This window comes from Microcoleus sp. AT3-A2 (assembly GCF_036705685.1).
Lineage (GTDB): Bacteria > Cyanobacteriota > Cyanobacteriia > Cyanobacteriales > Microcoleaceae > Microcoleus.
Genome location: NZ_JAUBVF010000027.1, coordinates 73,166 through 87,725 on the forward strand (window position 1 = coordinate 73,166; position 14,560 = coordinate 87,725).

Here is a 14,560-nt window from a genome sequence, read left to right on the forward strand (position 1 = left end):
ATCAATGCCAAAACGGTTGATCATTTTCAAAACGGAATCGCTTTCTTCCCCTGGATGGGAGGATAGATTGCTTTCGCATACAGGTGCTCTTACAAGTATCCTAGCAGAACACTACGACTACTCAGACAAACCTCTTCCTAAAACTGGCGATCGCCTGCGAAACTTTGCCCAATTTAAGGAGAGTGCCGATCCTAAATTCCCTGCTGCCAGCACTCACGTTCGCTGGGGAGATTGGGAGGTTTCGCGCGTAGAAGAGTACACGCCTGAAATTCCGAATGCTGAATACGACTGTTTAGCGGTGTGCTACTGTTGCTACTCACCCATTGAACCCGAATGGAAAGAATTGCCGAAAATTCAAGTTTCCCAACTGCAAAAACATTAAAAAAACAGAATATTCCAGATACCCGACTTCTTGAATAAGCCGGGCATCTAACAGAAGATGAAATCAAATCACAGCAATGCAGTCAATCTCAACTAACACATCTTTCGGCAAACGCGAAACCTCCACACAAGCGCGAGCCGGTGCAGTTTCCGCATCAAAATATTTCGCATAAACCGCATTCACAGCAGCAAAATCATTCATATCTTTAAGGAAAACCGTAGTTTTTACCACATCCAACCAAGTAGCGCCGGCTTCTGTGAGAATGGCTTCGAGATTTGCCATAACTTGTTCGGTTTGTTTTGCCACATCGTCGGTGTAGACAATATCGTTTAGTCTAATGTCGATCGCAATTTGACCAGCTACAAACAGCATAGTGCCCGTAGCGGCGATCGCTTGATTGTAAGGGCCCACGGGTGCCGGTGCTTTGTCAGTACGAATAATTTTGCGCGTCATAGATGTTACTTTTTGGGATAATTTTTCCGAAGTTTCAGGCTGATAGATTTCTCCGTCAGAGGTTTCAGGCTGGTAGATTTCTCCATCGGGCATTATTGTACCAGTTAAGTCTGCATTTTCGATATTCCAGCCATAGATTTGAGCACCAGTCAAGTCTGCCCTTTTCAAACTTGCTGTACTTAGATTTGCTCTCATTAAGTTGGCTCCTCGCAGATTGGCTCTTTCTAGATTTGCATTAGTCAAATTCATTCTTGACAGATCAACGCCGTGCAGAATAGCTTTCGGAAACTTAGCTTTTTGAAGTTTTACCTCAGTCAAATTTGTCTCATTCAAATTTGCCATAGTTAAGTCAGCTTCCCGCAAATCTGCCTCAGTCAAATCAGCCTTATTCAGATTCGCTTTACTTAGGTTTGCTTTATACAAAGAAGCTAGACGTATGTCCGTACTATCTAGACTTGCACCGCTCAAATTTGCTTCGTCTAAATTGGTGCGAACTAATTTAGCATTATTTAAGTTTGCTGCTATCAGAGTTGCCCGCTCTAAGTCAGCATAATTTAAAAGAGCACTACTAAGGTTAGCCCTGGTCAAATCTGCACCGCTAAGGTCTGCCCAGTTGAGATTCGCTGAGCCAGCAATGGCGCAACTTAAATTAGCACCTCTCAGCGATGCTTTAGTGAGGTTTGTACTTTGAAGGTATGCACCTGTTAGAATTGCTTCACTCAAATCTGCACCTGAAAGATTTGCATTGTCTAAGTTGATGCCACTCAAATCAGCACCTTTAAGGTCTGCCCCACTTAACTGTGCTTTCGCAAATTGACGAGCGCCTTTAGCGTATTTTTCTAAAAGTTCTTCAGCGTTCATTAATAACCCCTCGCCCTTCCGCTACACCCCACATTCCCAGCCTACCACCAAAACCGAAAGCGCGATCGAACATCTGCGTCAATCCGCGTTAATCCATTTTCATCTGCGGTTAACAAATTCCCATTTTTGCAACCGCAGATAGAGGCAGATAAACACAGATTCACGCAGATAAATTAGAGATTATCTGCGTGAATCCGCGTCTATCAATTCTTATCTGTGGTTAACAAATTCGCATTTTTCAACCGCAGATAAATGCCGATTTACACATTACACACCAACCGGAGCACCAACAACCTCACCTTTCAACATCCGAGAAGCAGCATCAAGCAATTGCTCCTCCAAATAAGGCTTAGTGAAATAGCCCTTAGCGCCCAAACTGTAAGCCATTTGGCGGTGTCTGTCAGCACCGCGAGAAGTTAGCATCGCGATCGGCAATTCACACAAAACAGCATCTTTCTGCATCCGAGAAAGTAGTTCCAAACCGTCCATTCTCGGCATCTCAATATCGCAGAACACGATATCGCAAGGCAGACCAGATTTCATCTTTTCCCAAGCTTCCTTACCGTCGCGAGCTTCTTCCACACGATAGCCAGACTTCTCGAAAGTAATCGACAAGAGCGATCGCACCGTAATCGAGTCATCGACAATCAGCACAGTCGGCTCAGTCTTCTCGATTTCCGCCTCCTTAGTAGCCTTCTCGCTCTCATCCCAAAGCGTACCGCCAGTGTCCTTACGCAGCCTTCCGGTAGCCAAATCGATCAGTTCCAGAACGTCTGCAATCGCCACGATCCGACCGTCCCCGAGCACGGTGGCCCCAGCAATCCCGATCGGCTTCGGCACCGGCCCCTCCAACGGTTTGATCACAATTTCCTGTTCCGTCGAAACCTGATCCACCTGCACCGCCAAGAAATTGCCTGCAGACCGCAGCACGATCACCGAAATCATGTCATCGTCAGTATTAAACCCGTAAACACTGCCCCGTCCCAAATGGCGGTTGTAAGCCAGCAAATCCCGCAGCGGCCGGAACGGCAAGCTTTGACCCCGCCACTCAATGCAAGGCAAACCGTCCGCCCCCGTCGTCACCTGATCGCGAGGCACATCGATCATATCCTCGACCCCATCCATCGGGAAAGCAATGCGAGCTCGATCGCTAATGCAAGTCAGAGCCTTAGAAATGCTCAACACCAGAGGTAAACGGATGGTAAATACAGTCCCCTTGCCGATGGTTGAATCGATCGACACAGTTCCCCGAATCTCCTGCAAGGAAGTCTGCACCACATTCATACCGACCCCCCGGCCGGCGTACTCCGTCGCCTGTTCCTGAGTGCTGAAACCGGGCATAAACAGCAAATCGTAAACTTCCGAGCGAGACATCCTCTGAGCCTGAGCCGCCGTCAGCATACCCTGCTTAATCGCCTTCGCCTTCACCCGTTGCGGATCAATTCCCGCCCCGTCGTCAGAAACCGAAACCACCGTTTGATTCCCTTGGTGGAAAGCGCGAATCGTAATCCTGCCCACTGCAGGCTTCCCAGCCGCCAGACGCACCTCCGGCGCTTCGATCCCGTGAGTAATGGCATTGTTCACCAAGTGAGTCATCGGGTCATATAGCTGATCCACAATCATCTTGTCGATCAAAATCTCCTTACCCTCAACCTGCAACTGAGCCTGCTTCCCGCACTTAATCGCAATTTCCCGCACTGCCCGGAACAGCCTGTCCGTCGTCTCCGCAAACGGCTTCATCCGGGCGCGAGTCAAACCTTCTTGCAGTTGAGTCGTAACTTGGCGCAGTTGGCGAGTTACCTGATCCGCCTCATCCACTAAAAACTCAATGTCCGCCGCTGACTCCCGCACCCGCACGATCAGCTCAATAATCTCCTGAGCCAAACTGTGGAAAGGAGTAAACCTGTCCATTTCCTCCGGTCTCCAGGCACTTTCCCTCGTGTGGGCCGAATCCTCAGAGCGCCAGGCCGATCGATGTCCCTGACGGTTTGCCAGCAAAGCAATCTCCAAAAGACTCCGCTCGTAGAAATCCTGAGTCCGCTGGCTCACATCGCTCAGCAGCGTTACCTGGTGGAGCAAATTGTCCAAAAACTGCCGCATCCGTTCTTGGTCTTGCTCCAAACTGTTGCGGTTCACCACCAGTTCCCCCATCAAATTGCTGAGGTTATCCAGTTGCTTGATCGGCACCCGCATTGTCTGGTCGCCGAGCCCGTACCCGCGCATATTGCGCCTGGGTCTGTTGATCGCCGACGGCCCCATATTGCCTTCCCCTTGGCGGCCGCTGTCCTTGGGATCTTCCAGCAGTTTTTCCAAATCGCCAAATTCGTCGTCGCTCTCTTCGGCAGCAGCGCGCGCGGCTTTACTGGCAGTTGTCGCCGGTGCAGAAATTTCCGGCATAGTTGCGCTCTCGCTGAGGAGTTCTTCGAGATCCGAGAAAACTTCTGTATTTACCGGACTCTGATTTTTACTCGCAGAAGCTGCTATTACAGCTCCCGCACCCCCTGCGATTAACAGAGCTTCTAAATCGTCAAAATTGCCTTCGGCATCATCCTCATCGCCTGATTCGCCCTCGTCAAAAAAGTCTGCCAGCGATCCCTCTTCCAACTCCGAGGAATCTGCCTCGGCCGACTCGTCCTCGGCGTCCCAAAAGCCCGTCGTCAGTTCCGAAGTCACCAGAACCTCAGCATCGATCGAATCCAACAAATCATCAAAACCCTCCAACTCTGCGTTGTTGAGAGTAGCCCCGGTTTCCATCGCCGAGAGCAAGTCAGCATCGCCCTCAAACATACCATCGAGAGATTCAGCAGGCAGTGCCTCTAAATCCACACTCGAAAAATCAGTTTCCAGGGCATCAAACAAATCATCTTCGCCCTCATACTCCCCGGCGACATCTGTTTCGGCTCGATCGAACAAATCCGCACTCGCCTCGTCGAACAAACCATCGGGAGGTTGGGCAGACAACTCCTCTTGAGCCACAGCAGCGCCGTCATCTGGCACCGATCCCGCATCGCCCTGCTGCACCATGCCCTCCCCAAACATATCCTCCAAGAAATCGAAAGCTGCGCCCTCATCAGATTCGACATTTGAAATTTCCGACTCAGGACGATCATCCGACAAAGCCCCAAGTTCAACCTCTGCCGAATTTGCCAAGCCTTGGTCGGAAACAGCCGCACCATTGTTCTCAAACAAACTCCCCAAGTCGCCCTCATCAACTCCCACATCCGCACTCAGCAATTCTGAATCCCCATCATTGGGCCAACCCCCACGGGCTTGCCCCGAAGCTTCTCCGTCATACTCAGTACCAGTAGGTACAGAACCGAACAGCTCAGTCAAATCTGCGGCTTCTCGGGAAGTAGCCGCTCCTTGCCGATCCCGCACAGTCTGTTCATCCTCAGAAATCGCGTCCGAGGTCATATCCCCAAACAGCGCATCTAAATCTGTATCCTCCACTTCCAGGTTGAGCGATTGCACAGACTCGTCTTCCATGCCGAAAGCATCTTCTAGCCAGTTTTCATCCGCAGAGATATCTAAATCAGAATTTGATGTCATGTTAAGAACGTTGCCCATTTCCTCATTTTGTGGGATGTTTGCAGCTTGATCTCGATCGCCCCCGTTCTCCCCACCTTCGTCTTCTGAAGAAAGGAAATTAGAAGTAATCCCCAACAGCTCGCTCAAATCCGAATCCTCGCCAAGCTCAGAGAGCAACTCGAAATCATCCATTTCAGGGAGAGCAAGCGCTTCGGCATCCGCTGAATCATTATTGCCCCCCCCTGCTGCAGGCTTCTTCGATTCTCCGTCTAAAGCCTCAGACTTCAGGGAATACTCCGAAGAGACTGCCGGCCCACCTGTTGCCTCAGATAAGCCTAAATCGCCGAACAAGTTATCGAAATCAGAATTGTCCGTAACACCAGCAGAAGTTTGGGCCGCCACTTCGTCCAACAGCGTACCGAGAGCATCTTCGTCAGCTTGTCCCCTGGCTGGGGCCACCGTGTCGTCTCGCCGCTCCAAACCGCCCCTACCGTTACCCTTTTTAAGCTGTTTGCGAGTTAACCGCTGGCTAGAACCCCCATTTTTCTGACCGCCAGCTACTGCCGAGTCCTGTGCCTCCTCTCCAAACAGCAAATCCTCGCCAAACAAACTTGTCAGGTCGTCAATCGGAGGCGTCCTTTTCATTTCGGAACTTTCCGCATCGTATTCGTCAAACAACAAATCAGTAAAATCGCCGGAATTGTCGTCGTCTAAACCCAGCATTCCCGCCGCCGATATCCCAGAAGACTGTGCATATTCGAGGTCTTCTTCTTCTTCCCAAGCGCCGTCGAGATCGGGGGACTCGCCGTCAAACAAGTCAGCTAAGGTGTTGAGTTCTGCAGCGCCCACTTCTGGGCCTGTGCGGGTCGAGCCTCTAAAAGCACCCGTCTCCATATCCGATTCTGCGAAGGCGGAATCTTCGTCGAACTGGGACGATCGAATGCCACTGTCATCGTTGCTGTCGCCGCTGTCGAGTTGGTCGAACAGCTCGTCTATACTCAGCCCAGAAATAGTCGGCAGCAACTTGTTCAATCCATCCGGGGCATCGCCCGAACCGACCAGATCCCAGGCCTCATCCTCAACAGAAACCACATTTTTCCCGGATTTACTCGGTTGAGCAAAGGCCAGCAAATCTTCAAAATCTGTTTCTGGAACTAGAACAGCCGGCTGCAGTGACAGAAGTTTTGCGCTTGGTGCGATCGACGATTCTAGACCAGAAATTACCAGTTCTTGCGCTTGTTTGATGTCTTTGATCACCGTTGGGGCTAAGGTACGGTAGCTATTTTCTGGGTTGGCGATCGCCTTGGATACAGCTTGGATCAATTCTATCCAGCAGGGCAGTTCAAATTCTTCCCCTGCCCTGAGCAAGTTCCGACAAATATTCTTGAGTTGCCGCCTGCTTTCTGGGCCTTCGGGCTGTTTGAACTCTTGCAGGAGTTCCCGCATCCTCGCCGGCACGTCTGAGTCAAATACTAGCAGCAGCGCGCTGTCTTCTGTTTCTCTGACATCAGGTGCGTAAACTGACCGCGAATCTGGAAAACTCTTTGATGAGGCAAAGGCCCCGACTCCCACCCCCGCCATAACTTGTTCGGGTACTGGCATCGCGTAGCTCTCGTCTGCATGGTGTTCTCCGTGTCCAACGAGTCCCCCCAAGTGTCCGTTGAGTTCTTCAAATACTGGTTCTAATTCTCGAACCATCTGTTCTCCCAATTCTTCTGTCAGTCCAAAAGGCCCCGACAGTTGCTCTAACAGCCCTTGCAACGTGTCAAAAATTCGCAGAAACAGGGACTCTAGCTGTTGGTCTACTTTAACGCTGCACTCTTTTAAAACTTTAAAACTATCTTCTAGTCGGTGAGCTGTTTGCTGAATGCTCGTCAGCCCCAGCATTGCTGCTCCTCCTTTGACAGAGTGAGCGGCCCTAAATACTTCGTTGACCAGTTCTGGGTCTTCGATCGTGGTTTGCAGATTCAGCAAGCCTTGTTCGATCGTATTGAGGTGGTCTTTTGCCTCCTCAATAAAGTAGCCCATTATCCTCTGTTGTTGCTCCGGCAGCATAGTTTTATTCCTGATTTTAAGCGTTATTGTATTGGGTCTATGTTAGTAGTTCTAGAAAAAGTCTCTGTATATCTCGCCCCTTGCCAAGAGAATAATCTGGCTGCGAGATATGGCAAATGTCCTGGCTATTTTTGCTTTCGATATGCCCTCACTTAAAAGATAGCGAATCTCCCGCACTTGTTCGGGTTTGAGTTTGCGGTTAGGACATATCTTGCCTGGAACGAAAGGAAAGCGGTTTTTTTCTATAGCATCGCGGGAGTTATCGGCGGGGGTTCCTTCCCACAAATGGTCGGGATTGACACAACCGCGATCGTCGCAACTGTGACACGCAAAATAACCGGGTTTGACCGGCCTTCCCAGTTTGTGTTCCAGTACCAGTCTGTGAGCGTAGAAGCTTTGAGTTTTGCCCTTAATTTTAGTACCTTTAATGGCGTAACCATCACTTCTTTTAGCCAAGGTACAAATCATGCAGCCGTTCGGCTGTATTTCAGCGCGAATGCCTGGAATTACTTCTATGCCTCGCACTTGTTTTTGAGGTTTCGGCGCAGATGTACTTCCTACATCTTTAATTCGTCCTTTCTTAAACCTATCTTGAGAATTTTCTAGTCTAGAACCTTCCCATAAATGGTTTGGATTAATGCAGTTGCGGACATCACAAGTGTGGCAAGCAAAGTATTCCCGTCTAATCGGACGACCTAAGATATTTTCTAATACTAAACGGTGGACAGTAAACGTTTTCCATTCACCGTTAATGCGAAGTCTTTTATTGGCATAGCCACTGCTAGATTTGGTTAGGGTAGAGATAATACAGCCCGTCGGCTGAACTTCACCAAATATACCAGGTATTACCTCTACTATGTTATCGTCCATCTGTGCAACTCCTACTTTGTTTAGGTGTTGGATTGGCATCCCCGCAGCGGTTTCAAGACTGCGAGGTTGCTTTTTGTCTGCCATTTTTGCCACACTAACGTGCTTGTAAATCAGCCAGCAAAAAAAGCATTAGACAATTGATTACTGCCTTTCTGCTGTTTCTACTCGGAATCTTTCCACCGATGTCAAAAGGTCGCGAGCAACGCCCACCAAATTTTGCAAAGCACCCGAAACTCGCTGCGCTTCTTGGGACGTTTCCTGAGCGGTCAGCTCGACAGCCTGCATCACACTGGCGACCGCGCGAGCTGTTTCGTTTTGCTCTACAGTGTCGGCAGTAATCGATCGCACTAACACGTCAATTCGGTTAGTTACTTGAATGATATCTTCAAGCGATCGCTTCGCCTGTTCTGCCAATTTTGTGCCCTCAATAACCTGCTGCGTCCCTTCTTCCATCGCCGTCATTACCGCGCCGGTTTCGCTTTGAATTTGCATCACGATCTGTTCGATTTCTTTCAAAGACTTAGCCGATCGGTCTGCCAATTGTCGCACCTCGTCTGCCACGATCGCAAAACCCCTGCCCGCTTCCCCAGCTCTCGCCGCCTCAATACTGGCGTTGAGGGCCAACAAATTCGTCCGGGAGGCGATCGTCGCAATTAAAGCCACAATCTTAGAAATTTCTTGAGAAGCTTCCGCCAACCTCTTGACTTTTCTCGTGGTTTCTGCTACTGTTTCTCGAATTTCCAAAATCCCGGCCACCGTCCGCTCCACAGCCTCGCCTCCTTTCAGAGCCGTTGCCGCCGCGCCCCGGGCCACTTCTTCTGCCTCTCTAGCGCTCTCTGCGACCCGCTGAATCGCGTCGGTGAGGACTTGCACCGAATTGAGCGTTGCCGCCAGTTCCTCAGCTTGCCGCAGCGCGTCGGAAGACAAATCGCCAGCAAACTTAGCACTATCAGTAGCACCTTTGCTGACCTCCCGCGCCGCCTGCTTCACCTGATGGACGATTTCGCGCAGATTTTGAATTGTCAAGTTAAACGAGTCAGCAACAGCACCCAAAACGTCTGCGGTCACTTCCGCAGTCACCGTCAAGTCACCCCGGGCCGCTCCTTCCACGTCGTCTAGCAAGCGAATCACTTGGCGTTGCAAGTCTTCTTTTGCCTGTTCCTGCTCGTCAGACTTGCGCCTGGTATCGCTAATCGTGGTTTGGATGACCTTGGCCATGTGGTTGAATTTAGCAGCCATTTTGCCAAATTCATCTTCCGAGTAAACCGTAGCTCGAGCATCCAAAGTTCCTTGAGATACGGCATCGAACTGAGCTTGCAAATTATCCGACGACTTGCGTACCTGCTTGGCGATCAACTGGCCGATGCCCCAAGAAGTTAAAAAGCTCGTAAAGCCTGCTGCTGCGGTCATTACCCAGCCTGTTTGGCGCAGATAAACGATCGCCTCCGGTTTGTCTTGCCGCAGAGCTTGATAGGAGGCAATGTTGGTGACGAAAGCCACAGCTACCAGAGAAACCAGTCCCGCCCCGATTGCCGTGTACAACTGTTTTGTAAACAAAGGGGCATTTTCCAAGAAAGCCAGTCCCCCCTGTTCTACTGTTACCGAAGTATCGAGCGCTTCTGTTTCACTGGGAGAAAAAGTCGGCACCGACGCATCAGCCGGGCCGTTTATGCTAAATATCTCGTCATCCCGAATTGCTGAGCCATCGCTGTTGTCAAAGTCCAGGCTGCTGCCTGTCGTTCCCATCATGCCGCTGGTCGAGTTGCCGAAATTGGTGTTACCTCTAGTCAATATCGAACTGCTGGCATCTTCTGAGATATCAAAGTCAGGCAAATTGCCCAAATCGTCAAATTCGTCAAATTCGTCTAAAAAGTCGCTGTGTTCTTGAGCGTTCCCAGCTTTTGACGACCAGGCGCTGTTGTTCTTGTCGGACGCCCCGAAAGCTGTCGCTTGTTCGTTTTCGTCGAAAGAGAAAGAATCGCTAAAAGCATCGTCATCAAAAGCATCTAACTCGAAGTTGTCTCTAGATCCAAATGCCGGGGGTTCCGAGTCGCTGTAACCGTTGCTGTTAGAGGAGGCTGGATCGACTGAATTAAATTGTCCCCGGCTCGACCTTTGGCTTTGAGAGTTGGGGACAGCACCTCCCATCAACAGCGTTTCGTCTTCCGCCACCGAATAGTTTGACGAGTAGTCTGACCCGTTATTCGGCTGTTTGTTTTGAGTTCGAGCAGACCCGAAACCCGACGAGGGCATCGCCTCGGCAAAGGGGTCTTCCTCTTCGGCCCCAGGTGCGTTATGACCGTAATTTTGGCCACTCTGGGGCGGGGATTGGTAGTCGTAGTCGGAGTTATCGTCAAATTCGTCTGGCAAATCGAGCGCACCAAAAGGTTCGCCAAAATTGTCCGAGGGCCCGATGGGGGAGTCTAGTTGGTTCGAGTCGAAGGAATTCCCGGTTTCTGAAGAGGCAAAACTTTGACCGTTGAGCATCTGAGTCGGAGCTTCTGAAAACGAATCTCCTGAGTAAGGTGCGCTTGAACCAGACAGTTTGCTGCTAGACAAGTCAGCAGCATCAAACCCTCCATCATCTAAGGCAAAAGGGTCTCCAAAGTCCGAGTCGGCAAACTCGTCTATGTCTAGCGAGTCGGAGTTCTCAGCATAAGCTGCCATTCCGCCGCTGTCGCCACCAAAGGGGTTAGAATGTGAGGCTAAATCTGGGACTGAGCCTGCGCCATCGTCGTCTTCTGCTTCCCACCCCAAGCCACTCATGCCCAAGTCGGCCAAGTCCTCGTTTTCCATGTCGTCTGGAGATTGACTTCTATAGGAAAGGGATGGGGAATTTCCTTGGAAAAGTCCCAAATCCGGGTCTTCTAACCCTTCATCGAGAGATAAGTCTGGGTAGAATTCTAATTCAGTTTCAGCAGACAAAGCCTCGAAATTTTCCGTTTGCAGCTCTCCAGATAAAAATTGGTCTGTGTAGGTAATTCCGTTGTGAGCGTGTTCCACCAAACTTGGGTCGTCACTCAGGCCTAGCACAACCGTGTACTGTTCCCGCGCCACCTCATACTGTTGCAGTCCGTAGCAGTAAATGTGTCCGCACAGCAGGCGAGCGCTGGGGTCTTCGGGAAAATCTTCTACTAATTGATAAACTAGGGCTGCGGCTTCTGAATAATTGCCATCCATGTAGGCCGCTTCTGCCCGTTGGTAGTCCTGCTGAAAGTTGGTACTTGTTGCCATTTGCCGCCCTCTTTGGATTTTAGATTTTAGATTTGAGATTTTTGATTTTTATCTTGAATTGAATGTTTTAGATGCGCGCCTCAAGTCGTGTGACTGTTGATGGTTAGACCTCAATCGAAAATCGCAAATCGCAAATCTAAAATCGATTTCACGCTGCCCACCGCGCCGAGCGCAGAATTTTCACTTGATCTAGCAGTCGGAGCACTTTCTGAGCTGGTGCACCTAACATCCATTCTCCCCTCAGAAATGGAATCATGCCGTCTGGTGCATTGTTCTGAGAGTGCAGTTGCTCTACGTCGAGCCAGTCCATCCCCACAATTCGATCGACTGCCAGCCCCAAAATCGTGTCTTGGTCTTCCACAGCCACGATCGGGATTTCGGGTCTATCTGTGTTCAGAGGTGTTTGGTCTCCCAGAAATTGGCCTAGGTCTGCCACCCAAATCACTCGTCCTCTCATATTTAGCGTACCTAAAAGCAAAGAGGAAACGTTGGGGATCGGTGTCATGCGGTCTGGGGACGGGGATAGTACCTCTCTAATCCCTGTCGCTGGCAGTGCGAACTCGTTCCCCGAAGGAACGTAGAACCGCAGGTGCAGCTCACCTTCGGGAGTTTCTAGTTCTTGGAATTCCGGAGCCGGATCTACGCCTAGTCCTGGTAATATAAAGTCTGGGCTACCGCTAATCATAATTCTGACACCTGCATTTCTAGCAAATTGTTGAGGTTTCCCGCCGCCAAGAAGAACCCGATCGAAACTTCGATGCTCGAAACTTGACACAGCCAAGCTTGGCACAGCCAAGGGGTGAATGGCGCGACTGCCGGAGGCCCTTGGCAATAAATTTTCTCCGTCAATAATTGACTGCCATCAATAAATTCGCGCGACCAATGCTTACAAAGTAGCTCAAATCGACTACGAACAATTAATTATTAAACTCCTAAAGCATCACTTTGTACTCCCACCGCCGTCTCAATTGGTAAAACTCTGGGTAATTTCTGCGATGAATGCTAAACCGATACTCGGATTAGCGAGGAGTTGTTGACATGGCTGGTGTCGCGACAATCATGAACGGAGTCACTTAAGACTGAGAATTGGACTCTCTGACTTTGTATAGAAATACCTAGCAATAAGTAGCTCTGTACATCAGTTTTTCGGAGCGGCTACAAGTGGAGAACAAGTATATTATATTTGCACTTTGAGCGTGTTAGACCCACTTGGGTCTAGAAATTGAACAGAGTTTTACCGACGCCCGCCAGCGCGCGGATTTATACATTCTAGTTTATGGTGCGATCGCCAATAGTGTCCGCGAGCTTTCTCTTTGTGACGACCGAGACTTGATCTAACCGCAGGTACAAAAAAGCTCCCATCATGGCATGGGTGCGAAATTTATTTTTCTTCTAATTGGTCTTCTAGCGAGCGGTCTAATAATCTTTCCGAGAGATTGAGCCGAGGGTAGCCCGGACCTACATATTTTTCTACCAGCATCAATAACTCACTTTCACCAAAAGGTTTGGTATAAAAGTCTGTAGCTCCGGCCATGCGGGCTTTAACGCGGTCGATAAATCCGTCGATGCCGGTCAGCATAACGATCGGCGTCTGCCGGAAAGCGCTAGAACTACGCAGCATAGCGCAAATTTCGTAGCCGTCGAGTTCCGGCATGGCGATGTCACACAGAATTAAATCGGGTTTGAGTGGAAACACCAAACTCAGGGCTTGGAGGGGATTGCCGATCGTGGTAGCTTCGTAACCGTGTTCATTTAAAATTGACTCGACTGTTTTGCGAATAGTATTGTCGTCGTCAATACAGACAACTCTGGGAACCTTGGTTTCTGGGGACGACCATTCTTTTTTGTTGTTGGTGGGGGCAACAGAGGGTTCGTAAAATACTTGCACCAATCCCTGCTGCACAAAGGGGTAAATCGCCTTAGCGACAGTGAGCACGTCTCGGTTGAGGTAGCGCGCCATTTGGCGGATCGAAGTGTGCCCGTCTGCCCAGCGTCTGAGAGTATTAAAGGTATTGACAGGCAGCGCGACCCGCAGCTCGGAGGGATCTGAAATCACCGGGCATTGGTTGGGCGACTGAATGTGAGGGTGAAACTGCTTCCACTGCTGCACCTGTTTGACAATCTTGGCCAGCAGCGAGCTAATTTCTAAGCTGGTCAGTTGAGGAGCCAAAGCTGGGCCCATTTCAAAAGTGAAGGAACCCTGGTGGAGACTGAGCAAGTCAAATAGGGTTTCGTGGATCATGCTCTGGATGATGTTGCGCCCTTGAGCTGGGGTGAGGATGTGGTTTTCTAGCAGGGCCCATAGGTAGCCGTATTCTGGGGCATTGGTAGATGCCATATAGGGAACTTGGATTTTGTCGAGGGCGGTATCTGCTTTGTAGCGGCGCAGGTAATCGCGCAAGCGAAACAAACTGCCCGCACTCTGGGTAGCGTAAATAATCTGACCGTTGAAGCAGAAGACATACCAGGATTGTCCTGCAAGGGAGCGCGGGGTAGGTTGAGTACCCGTGCTGCTGCCGGTGGAGGTGTAGGCCTCTACGAACAGTTCTCCGGTTCGCTGACCTAACTCAATCAATTGCAGGATGCTGCGGATGTCTATTTCACTCAAATTTCCCTGCATGCAGCTAAAGTATCCTCCTTAAAACCGTTGGCGTCTGAGCTCGGAAAGACTGTGTGCTGGCGAAAATATTGACTTTAGTTTCCCTCAATAATTTACGCGCTGATGCTGATCTCACAATTGGGAATTGACGAAAGGGCGATACTTGCTGCCGATCCTCGGCCGCGCTACCAGTCCACAAGCTGAAACCGCGAAACTCGCGGCATTCTCTAAGTGTAGAGTTTCACCTTGTATTCCGTTACATAAGACCTACTCACATCTACTCATGACTAGACAAGTCTACTCAGTAGTATTGTGAAGCTTACTTCCTGTTTCATCCTGGCGGTGTCGGCACTCACCAGTCCACAGGCTAACCCCGCCTAACTGACGGTTTTTGACAAATTAATTGCCGCGTTTAAGTCACGGTCAATCACCAATCCGCAATGGGAGCATTCAAACACTCTCTCGCTCAAGGAAAGTGTTTCTTTTTTTGTTCCACAGTTAGAGTTAGAGTCGATGGGGAAATCACTTTCCCCACCTCTCATTCAGAACCGGACTTGAGACTTTCACCTCATCCGGCT

Annotated in this window: 10 protein-coding genes; 2 read left to right on the forward strand and 8 right to left on the reverse strand. The window is 50.0% G+C overall.

Annotated features, from left to right (window positions below; genetic code table 11):
- Positions 1 to 4: 4 nt before the first annotated feature.
- Entirely contained in the window at positions 5 to 382 is a 378-nt protein-coding gene (locus tag QUB37_RS16720) for a hypothetical protein (protein ID WP_333163909.1), read from the forward strand.
- A 63-nt stretch (positions 383 to 445) separates the two neighbouring features.
- On the opposite strand, the gene QUB37_RS16725 is transcribed toward QUB37_RS16720, so the two are convergent.
- The 6 genes from QUB37_RS16725 to QUB37_RS16750 all read right to left on the reverse strand — a co-directional run bounded on the left by QUB37_RS16725 (position 446) and on the right by QUB37_RS16750 (position 12,232).
- A complete protein-coding gene (locus tag QUB37_RS16725; protein WP_333163912.1) occupies positions 446 to 1,696 on the reverse strand; it encodes a Rid family detoxifying hydrolase in 1,251 nt (416 codons plus the stop codon).
- Positions 1,697 to 1,963: 267 nt separating this feature from the next.
- Positions 1,964 to 7,279 (reverse strand): response regulator, encoded by a 5,316-nt coding sequence (locus QUB37_RS16730; protein WP_333163914.1) that lies wholly within the window; start codon positions 7,277 to 7,279, stop codon positions 1,964 to 1,966.
- A 51-nt stretch (positions 7,280 to 7,330) separates the two neighbouring features.
- A complete protein-coding gene (locus QUB37_RS16735) occupies positions 7,331 to 8,233 on the reverse strand; it encodes an HNH endonuclease (RefSeq protein ID WP_333163916.1) in 903 nt (300 codons plus the stop codon).
- Positions 8,234 to 8,290: 57 nt separating this feature from the next.
- Positions 8,291 to 11,383, reverse strand: coding sequence for a methyl-accepting chemotaxis protein (locus QUB37_RS16740; RefSeq protein ID WP_333163919.1), 3,093 nt, complete (start codon positions 11,381 to 11,383; stop codon positions 8,291 to 8,293).
- A gap of 148 nt (positions 11,384 to 11,531) precedes the next feature.
- Positions 11,532 to 12,065 (reverse strand): chemotaxis protein CheW, encoded by a 534-nt coding sequence (locus QUB37_RS16745; protein WP_039887356.1) that lies wholly within the window; start codon positions 12,063 to 12,065, stop codon positions 11,532 to 11,534.
- On the reverse strand, positions 12,065 to 12,232 hold the full coding sequence (locus QUB37_RS16750; protein WP_333163921.1) for a hypothetical protein: 168 nt from the start codon (positions 12,230 to 12,232) through the stop codon (positions 12,065 to 12,067). The genes QUB37_RS16745 and QUB37_RS16750 overlap by 1 nt, the downstream gene beginning before the upstream one ends.
- 360 nt (positions 12,233 to 12,592) lie before the next feature.
- Here QUB37_RS16750 and QUB37_RS16755 point away from each other — a divergent pair, with 360 nt between their 5' ends.
- The gene (locus QUB37_RS16755; RefSeq protein ID WP_333163923.1) at positions 12,593 to 12,721 is read left to right on the forward strand and encodes a hypothetical protein; all 129 of its coding nucleotides are present in this window, start codon (positions 12,593 to 12,595) and stop codon (positions 12,719 to 12,721) included.
- A 43-nt stretch (positions 12,722 to 12,764) separates the two neighbouring features.
- Here QUB37_RS16755 and QUB37_RS16760 read toward each other — a convergent pair whose 3' ends face one another.
- On the reverse strand, positions 12,765 to 14,003 hold the full coding sequence (locus QUB37_RS16760; RefSeq protein WP_333163926.1) for a response regulator: 1,239 nt from the start codon (positions 14,001 to 14,003) through the stop codon (positions 12,765 to 12,767).
- A 356-nt stretch (positions 14,004 to 14,359) separates the two neighbouring features.
- Positions 14,360 to 14,524 (reverse strand): zinc ribbon domain-containing protein, encoded by a 165-nt coding sequence (locus QUB37_RS16765; RefSeq protein WP_333163928.1) that lies wholly within the window; start codon positions 14,522 to 14,524, stop codon positions 14,360 to 14,362.
- Between the last annotated feature and the right edge of the window lie 36 nt (positions 14,525 to 14,560).

Excerpts from the sequence above, each read along its gene's own strand:
- QUB37_RS16720 (WP_333163909.1), top strand. The coding sequence starts at position 5 with ATGCCAAAACGGTTGATCATTTTCAAAACGGAATCGCTTTCTTCCCCT.
- QUB37_RS16725 (WP_333163912.1), bottom strand. The coding sequence starts at position 1,696 with ATGAACGCTGAAGAACTTTTAGAAAAATACGCTAAAGGCGCTCGTCAA.
- QUB37_RS16730 (WP_333163914.1), bottom strand. The coding sequence starts at position 7,279 with ATGCTGCCGGAGCAACAACAGAGGATAATGGGCTACTTTATTGAGGAG.
- QUB37_RS16735 (WP_333163916.1), bottom strand. The coding sequence starts at position 8,233 with ATGGCAGACAAAAAGCAACCTCGCAGTCTTGAAACCGCTGCGGGGATG.
- QUB37_RS16740 (WP_333163919.1), bottom strand. The coding sequence starts at position 11,383 with ATGGCAACAAGTACCAACTTTCAGCAGGACTACCAACGGGCAGAAGCG.
- QUB37_RS16760 (WP_333163926.1), bottom strand. The coding sequence starts at position 14,003 with ATGCAGGGAAATTTGAGTGAAATAGACATCCGCAGCATCCTGCAATTG.
- QUB37_RS16765 (WP_333163928.1), bottom strand. The coding sequence starts at position 14,524 with ATGAGAGGTGGGGAAAGTGATTTCCCCATCGACTCTAACTCTAACTGT.